Below are 20,122 nucleotides of genomic sequence, written 5' to 3' on the forward strand. Positions count from 1 at the left end.
CCTCGTCGTCCGTCATCGCGGCACGCAGCATGGCGTCACGACCCCGGTTCGCGCACCAGCAGGGCCGTGGCGAAGCATGCGATCCCCTCCGACCGCCCGATCGAGCCGAGGCGCTCGGCCCGGTTCCCCTTGATCGACACGGGAGCGCCCACCGCTCCCGACAGCGTCGACTGCATCTCGTCGCGGCGGGGCGCGAGCTTCGGTCGCTCGCAGACGACCGCGCAGTCGATGTTCGCGACGCTCCACCCGGCGTCGGTGACGAGAGCGACCACGTGGCGCAGCAGCTCGATCGAGTCGGCCCCCCGCCACCTCGGATCGGTGTCGGGGAAGTGGACGCCGATGTCGCCGAGGTTCGCGGCCCCGAGCAGCGCGTCGCTGCACGCGTGCGACACGGCATCCGCGTCGCTGTGGCCGACGAGACCCGGCTCCCCGTCGAACTCGCACCCGGCGAGCACGAGGCGTCGGTCCGGGTCGTCGCTGAAGCGGTGGACGTCGAACCCCTGCCCGACGCGCAGGTCGGCGGCGGACGTCACGGACGAGCCGCCGTCTCGACCGACGTCCGGCGCTGGTGCTCGATCGCCCACGCGAGGTCGTCGGGTTCGGTGATCTTGCGGTTCGCGACGTCACCCGCCACCACGACGACCGTGCCGCCGGCCGCCTCGACGAGGGCGGCGTCGTCGGTGGCCTCGGCGCCGGACGCGTGCGCTTCGCGCAGCCGCGACGCACGGAAGGCCTGAGGCGTCTGGACGGCCACGAGGAGGTCGCGATCCGGTGTCGCCACCACGACGCCGACGACGCCGTCGATCCCGCCGACGGCGCCGACGTGGTCGGTCCCTGCGGAGGGGGCGATCTGCTTCACCGTGTCGGTCACCGGGATCGCGGGGATCGCCGCGTCGGCGCCGCCGCGCACGGCCGCGACGACGCGATCGAACACCTCGGGCCCCGCGAAGGGGCGGGCGGCGTCGTGGACGCAGATCACCCCCGCGGCGGCGGGCACGGCGGCGAGCCCGGCGCGCACCGATGCGCTGCGCGTCGATCCGCCCGCCACCCCGCCCTCTCGCTCGACGTCGTCCGGGGGGACCACCACCACGACGCCGTCGGAGCGGTCGGTCGCCACGCGGCGTGACCGATCGATCATCCGCTCGGGCCCGATCCACTCGTACTGCTTGGCCCGGCCGAAGCGCCGACCCGAGCCGCCGGCCACGACGATCGTCCAGACCGCTCCGGACTCCGTCGACGCGGCCGGTGCAGGTGTCGGGTCACCAGGTGTTTCGACGCGACCCACGGGGCGCGAGGGTAGTACCGTGACCGGCGTCATGGCCCACGAAGAGACCCTCTCCCGCACCGACTTCTTCGCCGACGCCACCCCCGACGCGCTACGCAGCGTGGCGGCGTCGGGCCAGGAGCGGCACCTGATCCGCGGGGACGTGCTGTTCAACGAGGGGGACCCGCCCGATGCCCTCTACCTGGTGTTGCGTGGCCGACTCGCGATCGCGATCGCGAACCCGATCGACCGTCGCGAGAGCGTCGTCGCGCTGATGGAGCCCAACGACCTGTTCGGGGAGATGAGCATGCTCGACGACGGGCCGCGCTCCGCGATGGCGCGTGCGCTGGAGCCGACGAGCGTGTTCGTGATCCCGTTCGAGCCGGTGCTGAAGATGTTCGACGACCACCCGAAGCTGCTGTGGAACGTGACGCGCATGCTCGCGCAGCGCATCCGGGCGACGGACGAGGCGCTCGCCGACTCCGTCTTCCTCGACGTCACCGGACGCACGGCGAAGCGGCTGCTCGAGCTCGCCGACGGTGAAGACCAGTTCACCCTCCCGGTGACCCAGGAGGAGCTCGCCGGGATGGTCGGCGCGTCGCGCGAGCGGGTCAACAAGGCGATCGCGAGCTTCATCCGGCTCGGGTGGCTCGAGCAGCAGGACCGCTCGTACCGGATCCTCCAGAGGGACCGCCTGGAGCTGCGCGCGCGCTGACGTATCGACGAACATCGATATGAAGGGGTAGGCTGCGGGCATGCGCCTGCAACTCGCCCTCAACGTCCGCGACCTCGACGCCGCGATCGACTTCTACACCCGGATGTTCGCCACCGAGCCCGCCAAGGTCCGACCCGGCTACGCGAACTTCGCCGTCGAGGACCCGCCGCTGAAGCTCGTCCTGTTCGAGGACCGCGACGCCGACGCGAGCGCGTTCCACCACCTCAACCACCTCGGCGTCGAGACGACCACCTCCGCCGAGGTGACGACGGCCGAGGAGCGACTCACCAGCCGCGGTGTGGAGACGACGGGAGTGGACGACACCGTGTGCTGCTTCGCGCGCAAGACCGAGACGTGGGTCGAGTCGCCCGACGGCGCGGCATGGGAGTGGTACGTCAAGACCGGCGACGCCGAAGCCGACGAACCCGGTGCCGTCCCCGCCACCGCCTCCGGCCCCCCCGACCTGCTGCTGACCGCACCCGCGCCCGCGCCGGGCCCGACCCGAGGCGGACCTGGTCGAGAAGAGGTGTGCGGTCTGCGATCCGGCCTGGCACGATGACGGCGCATGACGTCCGCGATCACGGCACACCAGCTGAAGCGGTCGTTCGGTGCGAACGACGCCGTCGACGGGGTCGACCTCGACGTGGCCGTCGGGGAGATCTACGGCTTCCTGGGGCCCAACGGTGCCGGCAAGTCGACGACGGTCAAGGTGCTGTGCACCCTGCTCGCACCGACCAGCGGCGAAGCGACCGTCGCCGGTCACGACGTCGCGACGGAAGCGTCCGCGATCCGGTTGCGCATCGGCGTCGCCCTCCAGGACGCCTCCCTCGACGGCAAGCAGACCGGCCGCGAGCTGCTCGAGCTCCAGGGGATGCTCTACGGGCTCACCGACCGTGACATCCGCACCCGGATGGACGACGTCATCGGCCTGGTCGACATCGGGTCCGCCATCGACGACCGCGTCGAGTCGTACTCCGGCGGGATGAAGCGTCGGCTCGACCTGGCGATGTCGCTGATCCACAAGCCGCAGGTCCTCTTCCTCGACGAGCCGACGACGGGGCTCGACCCCGTCAGCCGCAGCGACGTCTGGACGGAGGTGCGCGCGCTCAACGCGCAGGAGGGGATGACGATCTTCCTGACCACCCAGTACCTGGAGGAGGCCGACGAGCTCGCGCACCGCGTCGGGATCATCGCCGACGGGCGGCTCGAGGCCGAGGGCACCCCGTCGGAGCTCAAGCGCGCCATCGGCACCGACCTGATCGTCGCCCGCGTCGACGGGGACCCCCAGGTCGCCGCCGACGCGGTGCGCGACGTGGCGGGCATCGACGGAGTCGAGATCCACGGCGACGAGATCTCCTGCGCCGCCTCCGACGGGGCCCGGGCGATCTCGGGCGTCGCCGTCGCGCTCGACGGCTGCGACGTGGGGGTCAGCTCGCTCACCCTGCGCACCCCGACGCTCGACGACGTCTTCCTCGACGTCACCGGCGCCAAGCTGTCGGCGAGCCACCGCACCGAGGACGGAGACGACCGATGAGCGAGACCCGTTCGGCCCCCGCCCGACTCGACCCCGAGCCCCTCGCCCGTCGCGCGTCGGCGCTGCACGACCTCACGACGATCGCACGACGAGCCTGCCGGAGCGTGTTCCGCGAACCGGAGTTCTTCATCCCCGCGATCATCGTCCCGGTGTTCTTCTTCGTGGTGAACATCGGAGCGCTGCAAGACGTCGCCGAGCAGGGGGCCGCGGCCGCCGGCGGATCGCTCGACTTCAAGGCGTTCCAGCTCCCCGTCGCGATCATCTTCGCGGTCACCGGGGTGTCGCGCGCCAGCTCGCTGGTCATCGACATCCAGGGTGGCTACTTCGACCGGTTGCTGCTCACCCCCGTCCGCCGCCCGACGCTGCTGCTCGGCCTGATGGCCGCCGACCTGATGGCGGTGCTGATGCTCGCGGTGCCGGTCACCGCCCTCGGTCTGATCCTCGGGGTGCGCTTCGAGACCGGGATCCTGGGGATCGTCGTCTTCCTCTTCTACGGAGCGCTGTGGGGTCTCGCCTTCGCCGGCTTCCCGTACGCGATCGCCCTGAAGACCGGCAACCCCGCCGCGGTGAACTCGAGCTTCATCCTGTTCTTCCCGTTCGCCTTCCTCACGACCAGCTTCCTGCCCAAGGAGGCGCTCACCGGGTGGCTCGCGACCATCGCGACGTACAACCCGGTGACCTACGTCCTCGAAGGGCTGCGCAGCCTGATCACCGAGGGCTGGGTGTGGAGCGACCTCGCCGGTGGCCTCGGATGCATCCTCGCGGTCACCGCCGTCAGCTTCGGCCTGGCCAGCGCCGCGATGCGGGGACGCATCTCGCAGAGCTGACCGGCCCGGCCGAGGCCACGGCGCCGCGACCCGTGCGCGATCGGCGGCGGTCTCGTCAGCTCGCGATCTGCACCTGCCTCTGCGGGCCCGGGTCCACGATCCACGCCAGCCCCGGTCGGGCGGGGATCAGCGACCGGCGCGGGAGCTGGACCCCCAGGAGGTCGCCGTCGGGGTCCCCGCGCGAGGTCATCACGATGCCGCAGCGGCACCGCGCCACCTCGCGCGTCCAGTGCCCGTACGACGAGCGCACCCCGTCCGCCCTCCCCCCGGCGAACACCGTCACCCGCGGGTGCTCCCCGCGCACGATCGCGGCCAGCGCTCCGTCGTGGTCGTCGACGCGGTGCGCGTCGTCGACGACCACGAGGGTGGGCCCCTCGGATCCCACGATGGCGGCGCCGTCGACGGGGTGCCGACGGTCGACGCGCACCACGCGGCGGGTCGGATCATCGGGTCGCCAGTCGGCGACGCAGCGCTCGAGCGCGGTGGTGACACCGGTCCGTGCCGCACCGACGACGAGGAGGTGGTCGCCGGGCGGGACGGTGAGCACCGCCGTCGCCAGCTCGTCGGCCTCGATCCCGATCCGCATCGTCGCGGAGCCGTCGGGACCGACGGACCCCCGCCCCCGGTGGTCGAGGTCGCCGCCGTCGACCCGGTCGGGCAGGGTGACCACCGGTGGCGGGCCTCCGGCGTCGTCGTCGTGGGAGGCGAGCTCGGCGAGCCCGGGAGCGCCGCGGGCGACCTGCGCCTCCAGGCCCGTCTCGAGCACCCGCAGGCGGCCCGGGCGACCCGAGCCGACCGGTGCCGCTCGGAGGCCGATCGAGCGGGCCGCGGCGGGGTCGTCGAGGTGGAGGATCCACCGGTGGGGGAACTTCGAGAGGGTGGCGCCGTGGACCTCGTCGGTGGCGATCAGCAGCGAGATGCCGGCCGCCGGCCCGTCGTCGAGCACCCGGCGCAGGAGCTCCTCGGTCGCCATCCGGTCGAGGTCGCCGAGCGACGACCGCACGGCGTCGTGGCCGTCGATCACCACGACGATGTCGGGCTCGGCTCCGACGTCGGTCGCGAGCCCGGTGCGGAGGTCGATCGCGGTGACGACGCGGGCGAGGAGCCGGTGCAGGCGCTCGTGCTCGCGGGTGCGCACGACCCCGGCGCAGTGGGCGATCGTCGCGAGGGCACCCAGCCCGTCGTCGCCGCGGCCGTCGACGACGTAGAGGTGGAGCTCGTCGGGCGAGCGTGCGGCGCAGGCCGCCGAGGCGAGCGCGATGAGCGTCGAGGTGGCGCCCGAGCCGACGGAGCCGACGACCGCGACCCCGCCGTCGCCCGGCGACCAGCGCAGGGGGACCCGACGCTGGTGCTCGGGATCGTCGACGAGGCCGATCGCCGGCGTGCCGGGGTCCGGATCGGGATCCGGACCGTGACGACCTCGCCCGCCCGGAGGCGCCGATCCCTCGGCCACCTCGCGCCGGTCGAGCGGGAACGGGAGCGGTTCGACCCAGGGGCGGTGCGGCGCCGCTGCCCCGCCGGCGAGCGCGGCGTCCGAGATCGCGCGCACGGTCGCCTCCATGGTCGTCGGTCCCGTCTCGACCACGTCGAGGCGCCCGGTCGCCGCCGCGCTCCGCCGGTGGTCGTCCGGTCCGATCCGCCCGGCGGGCGCCGCGTCGATCGTCCTCCCCGGCGCGTCGGGTCGCTCGACGACGATCCCGGTCCCGCCCGGGTTCGCGCGCCCCGAGCAGCGTCCGGCCTGGAAGACGACGAGCTCGTCGGGTCCGAGGCGCATCACCGCTCGACCGGGGACGTGACGGGGGAACCGGGACGGGAGCTCGTCGCCGACGACGTCGAGGGCATCGGCTCGATCGTTCGACCGCAGCGCGAGCCGCAGGTCGGTGTTGGCTCGGATGTCGTCGTTCACGACCCCGGCCGGTCGTTGGGTCGCGAGCAGCAGGTGGACCCCCAGGCTGCGCCCGCGCTGAGCGATCCCGACCAGCGCCGCGAGGAAGGTCGGCAGCTCCTCGGCGAGCGCCGCGAACTCGTCGATCACGACGAGCAGGCGAGCGATCGGCGCACGCCCGTCGGGGCCACGCGACCCCGCCGCCCGGTACGCCGTGAGGTCACCGGCGCCGACCTCGCGCAGCAGGCGCTCGCGTCGGTGGAGCTCGGCCTCGAGGCTCACCAGCGCCCGCTCGGCGAGGCCGTCGTCGAGGTCGGTGACCACCCCGACCGTGTGGGGGAGGTCCGCGCAGGCGTCGAACGTCGACCCGCCCTTGTAGTCGACGAGCACCAGGTTGAGGTGCTCGGGACCGACGTGCGCGGCGAGGCTCAGCACGAGGGTGCGCAGCAGCTCGCTCTTGCCCGAACCGGTCGTGCCGGCGATCAACCCGTGGGGGCCGTCGCGCACGAGATCGATGTCGACGGTCCCCTCCGCCGAGATCCCGAGCGGCGCCCGCGGGGCCGGATCGTCGCCACCGGCGACCCACCGGGCGGCGATCGCCTCCGCGGTGGCGGCCTCGGGGGCCACGAGGTCGTCGAACGCGACCGCGACGGGGACGGCGTCGGACGGGCCGTGGGGGTCCTCGGGGTCGACGAGGCAGGCGAGGCGGCGCGCGACCTCGTCGGCGGTGTCGATCGAGACGCCGGTGGCGCGGATGCCCACCGCGTCGTCTGCGACGGGGACGTGACCCGACCAGCTCGCCCCGCCGGTCGAGCCGAGCGTGAGCGTGCGTCGGCAGATCGCCGGCACGGTCGCTGCGGCGTCGACGACGACGATCGACGCCGCCCCCGACGCCGACACGAACCGGCGGAGCGGACCGGTGCGCGAGGTGAACAGGTGGGCGGCATCGGTGACGAGGACGGTGCGAACGTCGCTCGTCACGGAGTCGAGCTCCTCCTGCAGGTCGACGTCCGCTCCGTCGATCACCTCGATCACGCTGCGCCCGGCGAGCGCGCCGTGGGGGAGCCAGTCGGCCCACCTCCATCGGCGGCGGTCGGCGGTCACGACCACGAGGCGCCAGTCGGCGGGGCCCGTCCACGTCGCGAGCTGCACGACGATCGAGCGTGCGATCGAGCGCGCGGCGTCGATCCCGCCGACGATCGCCAGCGCCTCGCCGTCACGGATCGAGACGGGCGCCGCCACGTCGTCGACGCGACCGCACCCCTCGATGCGCACCAGCAGGTCGGGGTCGAGGAGGCGCGGCTCGCCCACCTCGACCGGTGGCGACCACCGGCACGTGCCGACCCCGACGGTCGCGACGAGCGCCCCGTCGCCGGGACGGCGGTGCCAGAGTCGCTGCCCGCCCCCGAGGACCTCGGCGAGCGCGACGTCGAGCGGTGGGTGCGTCGCGACGTGGTGGTCCCGTCGACGACGGTGCACCCGTTGGACCGCGTCGACGAACTCGCCCAGCTCGGCGTCGTGGGCCGCCCGTGCGCGTCGGTCGGCTCGTCGGGCGCCGATCAGGGTGGCGGCGAAGGTCGCGACCGAGGCGATCACCCCCATCGCGGCGAACAGCACGAAGGTCGCGTTGCCCATCACGTTCGCGACGACCACGGCGCCGGCCGCGGTGACCCCCGCTCCGACGAGCCCGGTGAGCGGAGGGCGGCTCACCGCCGACGGTGGTGCGGGCGCGCTGATCGGCGCGCTGTCCCAGACCGGTGCCGACCACGGGGCGCGCCACACCATCCGTCTCCACGGGTCGCTCGGGTGGGGTGCGATCGAACCGCGCCCGGCCGGCTCGTCCGGGACGACCCCCGAGCCGGAGTCGGCGCCGGCGTGGGCGCCGACGGCGGTGCGCAGCGCGACGGTGCTCGACCCGATCCGCAGGCTCAGCATCGCGCCGGCGCCGTCTTCCCGACGGATCGGCACCGCACCCGTGAGCTGGACGAGATCGACCTCGCCGCCGTCGCCCACCACGAGCACCGCGTGGTGCGCTTCGACCGTCGGGTCGTCGATCCGCAGCGCGGCGTGGGGGGCGCGACCGACGAGGTGGCGACCCGGAACGACGCCACGCCACGTGGTCACGGCGGGACCGGACACCACGGCCGCCTCGACGACCGCCGTCGTCGGGCCCGGAGAGGCCGGCGCCCCGATCGCGCCCGGGATCCGGCCGCCCGCCGACGCCACGGCCGACCCGGTGATCGCTCCGGCGGGCACCGGGTCGATCGCCGCGCCGGGGACCGGACCGTCGCGCCCGAGCAGACGGGTCCCGATGCGAACGGCGTCGAGCGTGGCGAGACGGGCGTCGCCGGGCAGGGGCCCCTCGGGCGTCCCCAGCCCGGGCACGCCCAGTCGGCCCGCGAGGGTCGAGACGGTCGCGTCGGCGTCGAGCGAGCGCACCACGAGGCGCTGCCCGTCGGGGCCGACGAGATCGAGCGGGGGGAGGGTCTCTCGTTCCACGCCCTCCAGTGGGTCGTGGGCGTGGCAGGACGGGAAGGGGCGCGGCGACGAGCCACTCACCCCTGCTGAGCTGGGGCTGTGACCGTCGACCCGGCCGCGGTGAGCCCGGCCGGGAGCCGCTCGCGACAGCCGTCCCCGCTCGGTGAGCGCAGCGGCGTCGAGGCAGCGGTGCCGCGGTGAGACCTGCGGTGAGGGTGCTCCGCCACGGTCCCGCCATGACCACGACGCACCTGCGAACCACCCACCCCGTCGAGACGCGCATCCGGCAGCCCGACGTGCTCCGCCGACCGCACCACCGCCCGGATCTCGCACCCGGACCGGCGGCCGGAGCGCGGGCGGACGGGCGCGCCGAGGCGCCGAGCGGCGTCGGGGTCCGCCACCGATCCGCCCTGCTCGACGAGCTCGACCGTGAGTGGGAGCGCCTCCGACGACGTCCGCGCACCGCCCGGGAGGTGCGTTCCTGGTTCGAGCACGACCCCGACCTCGCGGCGCGCTGCGTCCCGTCGGGCGCCCGCGTCACACCGGCGCACCCCCTCGAGTCGCTCGTCGCCGCCACCCAACGTGGCCGGCGACGGGATGACGAGATCCTCGCCCACCTCCTCCACCTGGCGCACGACGCACCCCTGGCGGGGCGCGTCGTGCTCCAGCGGATCCTCCCCGGGCTGATCAGCCAGGCCCGCCGGTGGCAGTCGCTCGACGACGATCCGGTCGATCTCGCGGTCGGCGCCGCGTGGATGGCGATCCGCCGGTTCGACCCCGATGCTCGCCCCCGCTCGATCGCCCCGGCGCTGATCGCCGACGCGGCGTGGATCGCGTTCCGGCGACCGACGCGACGCAAGCAGCACGGCGAGGTCCCCGTGGAGGAGGGAGCGCTCGTCGCACGTCCCGTCCCGGACGCCGAGGCCGATCCGATGGTCGCGCTCGCCGGGACGATCCGGGCGGCGTCGCGCGCCGGGGTCGAGTCGACCCACCTCGACGTGATCCGTCGGTTGGCCGTCGCCGGATCGCCCACGGTGGCCGCCCGGCGCGAGCAGGTGTCGACGCGCACGATCCGCAACCGCCGCGACGCTGCGTGCGAACGGATCCGACGGGCTCTCGGGCCGGACTGGACGGACTGGAGCGACCCGGTGGTCGGGGCGGCGTGAGCACCCGCGCGCCCGTGCAGCTCAGCGCGCTCCCACCACCCCGTCGACGGCCTCGATCGAGCGCTGCACCGTCGCCGCGACGAAGCGCTCGAGCTTGGGCGCCGCCATGAAGCGAGCGGCGGCGTCGAGAGGCGCGGTCGTGGCTCGCCGGCTCGCTTCCAGCGCCGCGGCGCGCGAGGTCTTCACCACGTGGGCGTGCACGATCGGCGACGACGCGGGGTCGAGCAGGGACCGCCGCTGCAGCTCGTCGCCGTAGTCGATCACGGTCGAGCCCAACGCCGCGACCTCGTGGCGCTCCCTGACCGAGGTGTGCCACTCGTGGCGGCCGGTCCACTGCGCGAGGAACGCGGTGAACATCACGAGCCGCACCAGATCGGGACGCAGCGACCCGACGTGGCCGACCGCGCGGTGGTGGGCGCGCACGGCCTCGGCGTAGGTGATCCCGTGGGTGATGTCGAGCCACCCGAAGTCGTCGCCGAAGTCGAACTCGCCGTCGGTGTCGTAGCGCAGCATCCGCTCGCTCGTCGCGTCGACGACGGCGTCGAGCACCCCGTCGACGCCCGCTCCGTCACGCATCGCCGCCGCGACGGCGGCCACCGTCGCCGAGCGGTCCGATCCGAGGAGGGTCGCGACCAGCGCGCCGTCGTCGCTCCAGCTCGAGTCGGGCTCGAGGTCGGCGAGCCCGGCCAGATCGACGCGGTCGAGCTCGCGCGTGAAGGGTCGCATGTACGGCAACGTGTCCTCGCGCGTCCCCGTGACGATGGCGGGAACGAGGTGACCGAGCACCGTGTCGGCGCGGTCCCAGCCGAGCGCGTCGAGCAGCTCGAACGCCTTGTGCGCGTAGATCGCGGCGTGGCCGTACGACAGGTGGTGGTCGGCGACCGCCCCGGCGAACCAGCGCCGCAGCTCGTCGGCGTCGTCGCCGCGATGGATCGCGGCGAGCACGATCGCCTGCGCCTCCGCGGTCGCCTCGGCCTCGATCGCGGCCCGGAACCCGGCAGCACCGACGGACGGGTCTCCCGCCGGTGCCGGATCGGGGAGCGGACGCACCGGGCGATCGCGCTCGGTCTCGGCGACGCCGGCGATCGCCTGCACGACGGGGAGGGCGCGCTGGTCGCCGTCGTGGAGCTCGAGCATCGCGAGGCAGTCCGTGGCGGTCGCGATCGAGTGGCCCCAGCCGAACTCCCCGCGCGGCGCCCCGAACGCGATCGCCTCCCAGACCAACTCGCCCGGGTTCGCGTCGGCCCGCAGCAGCCGCACCACGTCGCGCGCGATCTGGCCGCGACGGTCCTCGTGCACGCCGCGACGCAAGCTCGTGGTGAGCCGGGAGCGCAGCTCGACCGGGTCGGGGCGGTGCAGGCGAACGCGCACCGCGCCCTCGTCGTCGACGTCGACGTGGTGGACCGCCACGTCCTCCTCCCCCTGGACGCACGTCCCGTCGGTCACCCGGAACTTCCAGTTGTGCCACCGGCACGTCAGCAGGTCGCCGTCGAGCGACCCCCGGGTCAGGCCGTAGCCCATGTGGGGGCAGGCGTCGTCGACCGCGTGGACGCCGTCGGGGGTGCGCGCCAGGCACACCCGCCGCCCCTCGACGGTGGCCATGCGCGTGCTGCCGACCGCGAGGTCGTCGAGGTGGGTGATCGGGTCCGTGTTCTCGTCCATGCCGCTGGACGGTAAGTCTTCAACGATGGTTGAAGTCAAGGGGTCTTCCGGTCGGGGATCCTCCGGTGACCCGGCGTCCTCGGTCGACCGGGGGTCGCCGGGCGAGCGGTGGCTGACGGTCGGGGAGGTGGCGCGGCGCTCGGGTCTCGCCACCTCGGCGATCCGCTTCTACGAGACCCACGGCCTCGTCGCCTCGACGCGCACCGACGCGGGGCACCGCCGCTACCGCGCCGACGTCCTGCGTCGAGTCGGCTTCGTCAAGGTCGCGCAGCGGGTCGGCCTCACCCTCGCCGAGATCCGCGCCGCCCTCTCGACGCTCCCCGACGAGCGCACGCCGACGAGAGCCGACTGGGCCCGGCTCGCGTCGGGGTGGCGCCCGGTGATCGACGAGCGCATCGCCCTGCTCGAAGCCCTGCGCGACGACCTCGACGGGTGCATCGGGTGCGGCTGCCTGAGCCTCGACACCTGCGCGCTGTACAACCCCGACGACGAGGCCGCGAGCTTCGGGACCGGCCCGCGCTGGCTCCTCGGGGATCGGCGGGCGCCGTGAGACCCGCCCGTCCACCGAGAACGCCGGTCGCATCCGTCACAACCGCGCGGGGACGGCGCGAACCGGCTGCGTCCGTGCTCGACCGCTCCTAGTGTGGATCGCATCGAGAGACGACGACCAGCACGGCGGAACCGAGCGTCCACGAACCGGCGGAAGCGGCCCCACCACGACGCGGGTTCCGTCCGGCGCGCTCCGATCGCGGCCGCCGCGGCCCTCGTCACGCTGATCGTGGGCGTCGGCGTGGTGGGCGCCGCGGGCGGATCGCGCGACGGGGGCTCCCGTGCCGGAGCGGCCGGCGCACCGAGGAGCGCCGCCCCGGAAGCGACGACCACCACGACGACGACGCCCGCGACCACGACCACCGTCGCCGACGCCGACGCCGTCCCCCCGCTGTCGACGACCCTCGCCGAGGGCCTGCGCAGCGACGACGTCCTGCTCCTCCAGCAACGCCTCGCCGAGATCGGCTTCGACCCCGGACCCCGCGACGGGATCTTCGGGCGGATGACGAAGCAGTCGGTGTGGGCGTTCGAGAAGCTCGTGCTCGGGACCCCGCGGACGGAGATGACCGGGACCGTCGACGCCGCCACCTGGGAGGCCCTGTTCGGCGATGTGCGCATCACCCCGCGTCGATCGACGAACGGCCAGGCCGACCACACCGAGGTGTACCTGCGCGAGCAGGTGCTGGTCGTGTTCCAGCGCGACGTCGCCGTGCTCGTCACCCACATCTCCTCCGGCGAGCTCGACGCCGACGGAGCGCCCGAGGAGTACTGCGAGACGGCCACCTACGACACCGACGCCCAGGGTCGCGAGCTCGACGAGCCCGTCACGAAGCAGGTGTGCGCGCTGGCCAAGACGCCCGGTGGCGTGTTCACCTACGACCGCCAGGTCGAGGGCAAGCGGATCAGTCCCCTGGGCGGGATGTGGGACCCCGTCTACTTCAACTACGGCATCGCGGTCCACGGTGCGGAGAACGTCCCCGCCGAGCCCGCGTCCCACGGCTGCGTGCGCATCCCGATGCACATCTCGGAGTACTTCCAGTCGATCATCTCGCTCGGCGATCGGATCCTCGTGTGGAACGGCGACCAGGAACCCGAGGACGTGAGCGAGCGCGACTCGCTGCCCTCCTTCGACTACGCCGACCCGAACGCGACGACCACCACCACCAGCACCACCACGACGACCACGCCCTCCGCCGTCGCCGACGACACGGGCACGGACGACCCCTCCGGGGCCGCGCCCGCCGACCCCGCCACCCCCGAGCCGGCGGTGTCCACCACGACCACCGTGGCGGCGGAGGTCACCCCGGGCGACGGCGGGGCCGAGGTCGACGGGGCCGATGGCTGAGCAGCTCGTGGGCACGACCTGCGCGCGACGGCCGAGCGACGGAGGCCGTCGTGGCGGCACGTGACCTCGACGGCGCCGTCGTCGCCGTCGTCGGAGCGACCGGGGGCCTCGGCTCGGCCCTCGTCGAGTCGCTCACCGAGGCCGGGGCGACCGTCGTGGGAGCGAACCGCTCCGGCGGCACCGACGTGCGCCTCGACCTGCGCGACGCGGGCGCCGGCGACGCGCTGGTGGCCCACGTGCGCGAGGCCCACGGCCGCTTGGACGGCGTCGTCGTCGCCGCCGGGATCGTCGCCTTCGGCGAGGTCACCGACACCGACGACATCGTCGTCGAGGAGCTCATGCTGACGAACGCGATGGGCCCGCTCTGGCTCGCCCGGCGGGTGGAGCCGCTGCTCGCCGAGTCCGAGGGGTTCCTCGTCAACGTCTCGGGCGTGGTCGCCGAGACGCCCATGCCGTCGATGGTCGCGTACTCGGCGTCCAAGTCGGCCGCTTCCGGCGCGCTCCGCGCGCTCGCGAAGGAGTGGCGTCGGCGGCGGATCGCCGTCGTCGACGTGCGGCCCCCGCACACCGAGACCGCGCTGTCGTCGCACCCGCTCGCCGGCACCGCGCCCCAGCTCGGCGAGGGCCTCGCTCCCCGCGCGGTCGCCGACCGGATCGTGCGCGCCGTCGTCGACGGCGAGCGCGAGCTGTCGGGTGCCGACTTCGGGGACGGTCAGGGCGCCGCGCAGGATCCCACGTAGGCAGCGCTCGAGCTCGACGCGGCTGTGGCCGCGCTCGTCGACGATCGAGTCGGTCCGATGCGCGACCAGGGCGTCGATCACCGCATCCCGGTTCCGCTCGCGGCGCGCGGACCTCCCATCGACCGCGTGCTCCACGCGCGCCACCTCGAGACTCGACCCGGCACCCTCAGAGCGTCCGGAAGATGGTGATCAGCGCCGGGACGAGGGTGACGATGAAGAACACCGGCAGGAAGCACACCACGATCGGGAAGATCAGCTTGACCGCGAGCTTCGCCGCCTTCTCCTCGGTCCGCTGGGATCGCTTGAGACGGAGCTCGGCCGCCTGCACGCGCAGGGTCTCGGCGAGCGACACCCCGTGCTTCTGGGCCTGGAGCAGAGCGCTGACGAGCTGACGGATCTCGACGATCCGAGTGCGATCGGCGAGAGCTCGCAGCGCCCGGGTCCTCGGGACGCCGGCCCCGATGTCGCTGAGCGTGCGCCGCAGCTCGTCGGTGAGCGGACCGTCGGTGGTCGACGCCACACGGGCGAGAGCGGCGTCGAAGCCGAGCCCGGCCTCGACGCAGATCGTCATCTGGTCGATGATGTCGGCGGCATCGGAGCGGATCGCCGCCTCCCGGCGGTCGCGCATCGACAGCACCCAGTAGTCGGGGAGGAAGAACGCCACGACACCGGCCACGGCGGCGAGCACGGGGTGTCCGGTGACCACCGGAACGAGCGCCGCGACGACCGCGAGGGAGAGCTTGATCCCCAGGACGCGGGGCAGATCGAGACCCCCGGGGTGGCCGGCCTGGACGAGGTTCACCTCGAGGCCGTCGACGAGCCGGTTCGGGAGCGCGCGTCGGGTGCGCTCCCCGACCCGCCGCATCGCCGCGACGAGCGGCGGCGGCGGCGGTGCGGTGCCCGCCATCCCGGCGAGCAGGTTGGCCTGGGCGGGAGACGGGCGGGCCGACAGGCTCCACCACAGGACGACGAGCGAGCCGACGACCGCGACGGCTCCGAGGACGAGGACGAGTTCCATGGTTCCGGTTCCTTCCGGCGCCCTACAGGGCGACCGAGTTGACGATGCGGTGCACCCACGTCATCCCGGCGACCACGAGGATCGCGGCGACGCCGAGGGCGAGGACGCCGATGCCGCTGGTGAGCAGGGCGAAGTTGTCGGGGTTGATCCGCCACTGCCAGGCGAGCAGCAGCAGCGGCATCGCGCACAGCACGCGCGCCGACAGACGACCCTCGGCGGTGAGCGTGAGGACCTGCCGGGCGAGACGACCGCGCTCGCGGATCGTCACGCCCACCCCCGTCAGGATCTCCGAGAGGTTGCCACCGGTCTCGCGGTTGATGTCGATCGCCGCCACGACCCACGACAGGTCGGTGCTGCGCATCCGCACGGCGAGATCGGACATGGAGTCGGTGAGGTCGCGCCCGAGGCGGGTCTCGACGAGCACGTGGGCGAACTCGCTGCGGGCGGGCTCCTCGGCCTCCTCGGCGACCGACTCGAGCGCCTGGCTGATCCCGTGCCCGCTGCGCAGCGCCGTGGTCACGAGCTGGAGCACGTCGGCGAGCTGGTCGGCGAACGCGGCACGCCGGGCGGCCCCCGCACGCCGGACGTGCATCCGCGCCGCGACGCCGACGAGCGCTGCGACCACCAGCCCGACGACCGGGCCGACGAGCACCAGCGCGACCGCTCCGGCCGCGAGGGCGATGGCCGCGACCATCGCCACGAACTCGCCCGGTGCCGTCGAGATGCCAGCGACCGACAGCGCGCCGCCGAGCTCGGCCCGGCGACCGTGGCGGTCGAGCGCGTCCTCGATCGCCGTGCTCGTGCGCGAGCCCATCTCGGAGGCTCGCCGAGGGGTCCCGATCCCGAGCTGGGCCCGCGACGCCCGCGTGCGCGGCGCCACGGTCAGCACGATCGCGAAGATCGCTCCGAAGACCGCGAGCGCACCGAGCCACAACCAGGTGGCCGAACCCGAGGGCGGCGCCGGCGGCGCACCGGAGCGCAGCACCGGTGCGACCGCGGGTCGCGGGGCGGCGGTCGTCGGTGGCGTCGTCGCGGGTGCGACCGTGGTCGTCGTGGTCGTGGTCGTCGTGGTCGTGGTCGTCGCAGGGGGCTCGACGACGTCGACGATCAGCTCCGCGACCCGGGCGAACGCGGCGGCGACGCCGTCGGCGTCGTCGGCCGACGTCACCGTGCCGAGCGCCCGCAGGGCGTCGAGATCCGTCTCGGAGGTGGTCAGGCTGATCGCCTCGACCTGCACCCCGTCGATGGCGACGACGGCCTCGTCGAGGGTGGCGGTGCTGCCCTCGTCGGCGCCGTCGGACAGCAGCACCAGCACCTTGTTCCCCACGGCCGGGGTGAACCCCGCCGCAGCGGAGACGACGGCGTCGTGGAGCGCGGTGTCGCCACCCGTCGCGATCGCGTCGATCCCGGCGCCGATCGCGTCGCGGTCGGTGGTCGGCGCGGTCACCACCACCACGTCGTCGGCGAAGGTCTCCACGCCGATCGCGAGATCGGCGGGCATGGCCGCCACCAGGTCGGCGGCCGCCGCCTTCGCCGGTTCGATCGCCCGGGCCATGCTGCCCGACGCGTCGATGGCGAGGATCACCTCCACGTCGTCGCGCGCCGCCGGCGCCTGGGCGTCGGCGGCCGACGGGACGAGGAGGGCCGCGGCGGGAGTGGCGGCGAGGGCGGCGAGCACCCCGAGGATCGCTCGTCGGGCGTTCATCGCAGCCACCCGTCGGAGGATCCGAACAACCCGTCCGGGACCGCGACCCCACGTCGGTCGAGCTCGTCGAGGAACGCGGGGCGGACCCCGGTCGGCGCGAGCACTGGCTGCGCGTGGTCGAAGCGGTGGATGTCCTGCAGGGTGACGACCTCCCCCTCCATCCCGACCACCTCGGTGACGTGGGTGACCCGGCGCGACCCGTCGCGCTGGCGCTCGATCTGCACGATCACGTCGATGGCCGAGGCGATCTGCTGGCGGATCGCCCGGGCCGGGAGCTCGAAGCCGGCCATCAGCACCATCGTCTCGAGTCGGGCCAGCGCGTCGCGGGGAGCGTTCGCGTGGACCGTCGACAGCGAGCCGTCGTGGCCGGTGTTCATCGCCTGGAGCATGTCGAGGGCCTCCGGGCCGCGCACCTCGCCGACGATGATCCGATCGGGGCGCATGCGCAGCGCGTTGCGCACGAGGTCGCGGATCGAGATGTGGCCGACGCCTTCGGCGTTCGGCGGGCGGGACTCGAGCCGGACCACGTGCTGCTGGTGGAGCTGGAGCTCGACCGCGTCCTCGATCGTGACGATCCGCTCGGAGGTCGGGACGAACCCCGACAGCACGTTGAGCAGCGTGGTCTTGCCGCTGCCGGTGCCCCCCGACACGAGGATGTTCAACCCACCCTCGACCATCACCTCGAAGGCAGCGGCCGCCGACTCGCTGAACGTGCCCATCGCGACGAGGTCGGCGACCGTGAAGGGGTCCTTCGCGAACTTGCGGATGGTGAGGATGGAACCGTCGAGCGACAGCGGCGGCACGATCACGTTGACCCGCGAACCGTCGGCCAGGCGGGCGTCGACCATCGGCGACGACTCGTCGATCCGCCGCCCGACCGAGGTCACGATGCGGTCGACGACCCGCCCCAGGTGCTCCTCGGACACGAACCGCACGTCGGTGCGCTGGACGACTCCGGCGCGCTCGACGTAGATGTCGTGGCACCCGTTGACCATCACCTCGGTCACGGTCGGGTCGGCCAGGAACTGCTCGATGGGCCCGAGGCCCATCACGTCGCGGGCGATGTCGCGCACGAGCTGCTGGCGCTCCTGCGGCGTCAGCGCGGACTCCTCGGCGTCCATCAGCGAGGTGATCTCCCCCAGCACGAGGTCGTGCATCTGCTCCTCGCTGGTGGCGTCGAACAGCCGGGAGCCGAGGCGCTCGAAGAGCGCGTCGTGGACCCGGGCACGGAAGTCGCCGACCGTGTCACCCGATGCCTTGGGTCGAGGGGCGCTCCAGGGGTTGGTGACGCCACCGCGCTGGGCGGCCTGCTGGGCCCGCAGGACCCGTTCGCTGACGCTCATCGGCGCCACCTCCTCTTCGTGGTCTCGACCGCGACGGGCGAGAAGATGTGAGACAGCTCCTGCAGCCGGCGGGCGACCGTGGAGCGGGGTTCGCTGACGACGACGGGCGTGCCGAGGTTCAGCGACAGGGGGACCTCCCGGCTCGACGGGATCGAGCAGCCGATCTCCATCCCCAGCGCCTCCTCGGCGTCCGAGGGGGCGAGGCCGACGTCGGAGTCGGCACGGTTGAGCACGAGCGTGCGATGACCCTGCACGCCGACCTGGTCGAGGGCGTCCGTCGCGGTGCGCAGGCTGCGGATGCTCGACACGTCGAGGCTCGAGATCAGCAGGACGTCGGTCGCGGCGTCGAGCGCGGCGAGGGTGCGCTCGTCGAGTCCCGCCGGGGTGTCGACGACCACGAAGTCGAAGTTCCGCGCCAGGATCGAGACCACCGTCGTCACGTGGCGGTGGTCGATCGAGTCGGCGTCGACCGGGTCGTCGGCACCGGCGAGCACGTACAGGTCGTGGATCGTCGGCGTCAGGTGGAGCTTGACGCTGGTGGCGTCGATCTGGCTGGTGCGGGCGAGCTGGGCGAGGGTGTGCGCCGGCTGCAGGGCGAGCGCCGAGCCGAGGTTCCCGAACTGCACGTCGAGGTCGACGGCCACGACCCGGCCCGGGTGCCGCTGGGCCAGCGCGACCGACAGGTTGGACGAGACGGCCGTCTTGCCGGAGCCGCCCTTGGGCGACACCACGACGATGACCCGGCAGTCGCTCCCTCCGGAGACCTCGTCGTCGGCCTTGATCTCGACGCCGAGGTTCCTCAGGGCGCTGGACACGTCGTCGAAGAGCTCCGGCGACATGTCGGGGCCGATGGTGACGGTGGGGGTGAGGGCGTCGGTCACCGGACCACCTCGTAGACGTCGCCGAGCTCGACGCGTCGGGTGCCGTCGTCCTCGACGGTGGCGGGATCGAGCGACAGCCACACGGTCCCGAACTCGTTGGCGAACACGAACCGCTCCGACTCCTCGGGGGACAGGGCGATCGTCACGACGTACTGGGTCCCGGTGACCTGCTCGATCTCGGGGTCGTCCGTCGACTCGGGCTCGTCGGCCCGGGTGACCGGCGGGTTGATCGTCTGGACGTCGGTGACCAGGACGTGGTGGAACTCGAACCGGGTCACGTTCGGGGTGCTGGCGCTCCCCGGGACCGCGGTCCCGGCATCGAGCCCGGGCTCGGGGCCCGGGTCGACGTCCGCGTCGGGTGCGGCGTCGCCGGGGTCGGCCGCGTCGGTCTGGAGCGCGACGGGCTCCGTCTGGTCGGACGACTCGGATCCGGGGAAGGGAGCGTCGGCCACCTCGAACGGCTCGAAGCTGACGTACACGCCGACCAGGTCGCCGGTGCGCAGCGCTCCACCCACCGCCCGGTGGGCGTCGAGGAGAGCCGACACCTGGACCTTGCCCTCGACCTCGTCGGCGACGACGTCGCGCTCGGTGAGCCGTGCGTCGAGGAGCTGGTCGCCGGGCTGCAGGTCGGCAGCCGCCACCGCGTCGGCGTCGATCGCGTCGATCCGGGTGATCGCGCCCACCTGCTCGAGGCGGGCCGGCACCTGCTCGACCGTGAGCGACGACCGGATGGCCTCCGCGTCGGCTCCCTGGGGGACGAACCGGTCGACGACGTAGACGTCGACCAACCGCTCCTGCGCGATCGCGCTGTCCTTCGCCGAGCTGACGTACGCGACGAGCGACACCGTGCCGCCGAGCGCCAGGAGCGCTGCGGCGACGATGCCGAGGGTCCGCCGTTTGTTCTTCATGTCAGTGTGTCCTTCTGCTGGTCGTGGACGGGTGGTGGGGGATGGCCGTGAGGGCCGATGGAGATGGGGGAGCTGGGTGCCGCGGGTGGAGCGTCGGGCCGG

Annotated in this window: 17 protein-coding genes; 8 read left to right on the forward strand and 9 right to left on the reverse strand. The window is 73.7% G+C overall.

Annotation, left to right across the window (positions count from 1 at the left end; translation table 11 throughout):
* Positions 1-35: 35 nt before the first annotated feature.
* Positions 36-533, reverse strand: coding sequence for a 2-C-methyl-D-erythritol 2,4-cyclodiphosphate synthase (gene ispF, locus ACOOHC_RS16440; protein WP_420451475.1), 498 nt, complete (start codon positions 531-533; stop codon positions 36-38).
* Positions 530-1,318, reverse strand: coding sequence for an IspD/TarI family cytidylyltransferase (locus tag ACOOHC_RS16445; RefSeq protein WP_420451476.1), 789 nt, complete (start codon positions 1,316-1,318; stop codon positions 530-532). Before ACOOHC_RS16445 ends, ispF begins: the two co-directional genes overlap by 4 nt.
* Between ACOOHC_RS16445 and ACOOHC_RS16450 the strand changes: the two genes are divergently transcribed.
* The 4 genes from ACOOHC_RS16450 to ACOOHC_RS16465 are packed head-to-tail and all read left to right on the forward strand — an operon-like array spanning position 1,317 to position 4,340.
* Complete coding sequence (locus tag ACOOHC_RS16450) at positions 1,317-1,979, forward strand: Crp/Fnr family transcriptional regulator (RefSeq protein WP_420451477.1); 663 nt, start codon at positions 1,317-1,319, stop codon at positions 1,977-1,979. The genes ACOOHC_RS16445 and ACOOHC_RS16450 overlap by 2 nt on opposite strands.
* Before the next feature lie 40 nt (positions 1,980-2,019).
* A complete protein-coding gene (locus ACOOHC_RS16455; RefSeq protein WP_420451478.1) occupies positions 2,020-2,538 on the forward strand; it encodes an ArsI/CadI family heavy metal resistance metalloenzyme in 519 nt (172 codons plus the stop codon).
* Positions 2,539-2,544: 6 nt separating this feature from the next.
* Positions 2,545-3,513: an ATP-binding cassette domain-containing protein gene (locus tag ACOOHC_RS16460; protein WP_420451479.1), complete on the forward strand. Its 969-nt coding sequence runs from the start codon at positions 2,545-2,547 to the stop codon at positions 3,511-3,513.
* Positions 3,510-4,340, forward strand: coding sequence for an ABC transporter permease (locus ACOOHC_RS16465; protein ID WP_420451480.1), 831 nt, complete (start codon positions 3,510-3,512; stop codon positions 4,338-4,340). The genes ACOOHC_RS16460 and ACOOHC_RS16465 overlap by 4 nt, the downstream gene beginning before the upstream one ends.
* A gap of 55 nt (positions 4,341-4,395) precedes the next feature.
* On the opposite strand, the gene ACOOHC_RS16470 is transcribed toward ACOOHC_RS16465, so the two are convergent.
* On the reverse strand, positions 4,396-8,724 hold the full coding sequence (locus tag ACOOHC_RS16470; protein WP_420451481.1) for an FtsK/SpoIIIE domain-containing protein: 4,329 nt from the start codon (positions 8,722-8,724) through the stop codon (positions 4,396-4,398).
* 215 nt (positions 8,725-8,939) lie between these two features.
* On the opposite strand from ACOOHC_RS16470, the gene ACOOHC_RS16475 reads away from it, so the two are divergent.
* Positions 8,940-9,869, forward strand: a complete 930-nt coding sequence (locus ACOOHC_RS16475) for a hypothetical protein (protein ID WP_420451482.1) — start codon at positions 8,940-8,942, stop codon at positions 9,867-9,869.
* Between the two features lie 21 nt (positions 9,870-9,890).
* On the opposite strand, the gene ACOOHC_RS16480 is transcribed toward ACOOHC_RS16475, so the two are convergent.
* Entirely contained in the window at positions 9,891-11,531 is a 1,641-nt protein-coding gene (locus tag ACOOHC_RS16480; RefSeq protein ID WP_420451483.1) for a Rieske (2Fe-2S) protein, read from the reverse strand.
* A gap of 25 nt (positions 11,532-11,556) precedes the next feature.
* Between ACOOHC_RS16480 and soxR the strand changes: the two genes are divergently transcribed.
* From soxR to ACOOHC_RS16495, 3 genes are all read left to right on the forward strand, one after another.
* Positions 11,557-12,081 carry a redox-sensitive transcriptional activator SoxR gene (gene soxR / locus ACOOHC_RS16485; protein WP_420451484.1) on the forward strand — a complete coding sequence of 175 codons (525 nt, stop codon included), beginning with the start codon at positions 11,557-11,559 and terminating at the stop codon, positions 12,079-12,081.
* Positions 12,082-12,309: 228 nt separating this feature from the next.
* Positions 12,310-13,425 carry a peptidoglycan-binding protein gene (locus tag ACOOHC_RS16490; protein ID WP_420451485.1) on the forward strand — a complete coding sequence of 372 codons (1,116 nt, stop codon included), beginning with the start codon at positions 12,310-12,312 and terminating at the stop codon, positions 13,423-13,425.
* Positions 13,426-13,475: 50 nt separating this feature from the next.
* Entirely contained in the window at positions 13,476-14,165 is a 690-nt protein-coding gene (locus ACOOHC_RS16495) for an SDR family NAD(P)-dependent oxidoreductase (protein WP_420451486.1), read from the forward strand.
* A 166-nt stretch (positions 14,166-14,331) separates the two neighbouring features.
* Here ACOOHC_RS16495 and ACOOHC_RS16500 read toward each other — a convergent pair whose 3' ends face one another.
* From ACOOHC_RS16500 to ACOOHC_RS16520, 5 genes are read right to left on the reverse strand one after another with little or no spacing between them, the layout of a single operon-like run.
* Positions 14,332-15,183: a type II secretion system F family protein gene (locus ACOOHC_RS16500; protein WP_420451487.1), complete on the reverse strand. Its 852-nt coding sequence runs from the start codon at positions 15,181-15,183 to the stop codon at positions 14,332-14,334.
* A gap of 22 nt (positions 15,184-15,205) precedes the next feature.
* Entirely contained in the window at positions 15,206-16,888 is a 1,683-nt protein-coding gene (locus ACOOHC_RS16505; protein WP_420451488.1) for a type II secretion system F family protein, read from the reverse strand.
* A complete protein-coding gene (locus ACOOHC_RS16510) occupies positions 16,885-18,231 on the reverse strand; it encodes a CpaF family protein (protein ID WP_420451489.1) in 1,347 nt (448 codons plus the stop codon). The genes ACOOHC_RS16505 and ACOOHC_RS16510 overlap by 4 nt, the downstream gene beginning before the upstream one ends.
* On the reverse strand, positions 18,228-19,112 hold the full coding sequence (locus tag ACOOHC_RS16515; protein ID WP_420451490.1) for an AAA family ATPase: 885 nt from the start codon (positions 19,110-19,112) through the stop codon (positions 18,228-18,230). Before ACOOHC_RS16515 ends, ACOOHC_RS16510 begins: the two co-directional genes overlap by 4 nt.
* The gene (locus ACOOHC_RS16520) at positions 19,109-20,020 is read right to left on the reverse strand and encodes a hypothetical protein (RefSeq protein ID WP_420451491.1); all 912 of its coding nucleotides are present in this window, start codon (positions 20,018-20,020) and stop codon (positions 19,109-19,111) included. The genes ACOOHC_RS16515 and ACOOHC_RS16520 overlap by 4 nt, the downstream gene beginning before the upstream one ends.
* Positions 20,021-20,122: the final 102 nt, after the last annotated feature.

Origin of the sequence: Ilumatobacter sp., assembly GCF_965215205.1 — a bacterium.
Taxonomy (GTDB): Bacteria; Actinomycetota; Acidimicrobiia; order Acidimicrobiales; family Ilumatobacteraceae; genus Ilumatobacter_A.

What these genes read in the sequence shown, in the direction of transcription:
- ACOOHC_RS16510 (WP_420451489.1), bottom strand. Translation starts at nt 18,231, where the DNA reads ATGAGCGTCAGCGAACGGGTCCTGCGGGCCCAGCAGGCCGCCCAGCGC.
- ACOOHC_RS16465 (WP_420451480.1), top strand. Translation starts at nt 3,510, where the DNA reads ATGAGCGAGACCCGTTCGGCCCCCGCCCGACTCGACCCCGAGCCCCTC.
- ACOOHC_RS16500 (WP_420451487.1), bottom strand. Translation starts at nt 15,183, where the DNA reads ATGGAACTCGTCCTCGTCCTCGGAGCCGTCGCGGTCGTCGGCTCGCTC.
- ACOOHC_RS16520 (WP_420451491.1), bottom strand. Translation starts at nt 20,020, where the DNA reads ATGAAGAACAAACGGCGGACCCTCGGCATCGTCGCCGCAGCGCTCCTG.
- ACOOHC_RS16480 (WP_420451483.1), bottom strand. Translation starts at nt 11,531, where the DNA reads ATGGACGAGAACACGGACCCGATCACCCACCTCGACGACCTCGCGGTC.
- ACOOHC_RS16455 (WP_420451478.1), top strand. Translation starts at nt 2,020, where the DNA reads ATGCGCCTGCAACTCGCCCTCAACGTCCGCGACCTCGACGCCGCGATC.
- ACOOHC_RS16445 (WP_420451476.1), bottom strand. Translation starts at nt 1,318, where the DNA reads ATGACGCCGGTCACGGTACTACCCTCGCGCCCCGTGGGTCGCGTCGAA.
- soxR (WP_420451484.1), top strand. Translation starts at nt 11,557, where the DNA reads ATGGTTGAAGTCAAGGGGTCTTCCGGTCGGGGATCCTCCGGTGACCCG.
- ACOOHC_RS16450 (WP_420451477.1), top strand. Translation starts at nt 1,317, where the DNA reads ATGGCCCACGAAGAGACCCTCTCCCGCACCGACTTCTTCGCCGACGCC.
- ACOOHC_RS16505 (WP_420451488.1), bottom strand. Translation starts at nt 16,888, where the DNA reads ATGAACGCCCGACGAGCGATCCTCGGGGTGCTCGCCGCCCTCGCCGCC.
- ACOOHC_RS16475 (WP_420451482.1), top strand. Translation starts at nt 8,940, where the DNA reads ATGACCACGACGCACCTGCGAACCACCCACCCCGTCGAGACGCGCATC.
- ACOOHC_RS16460 (WP_420451479.1), top strand. Translation starts at nt 2,545, where the DNA reads ATGACGTCCGCGATCACGGCACACCAGCTGAAGCGGTCGTTCGGTGCG.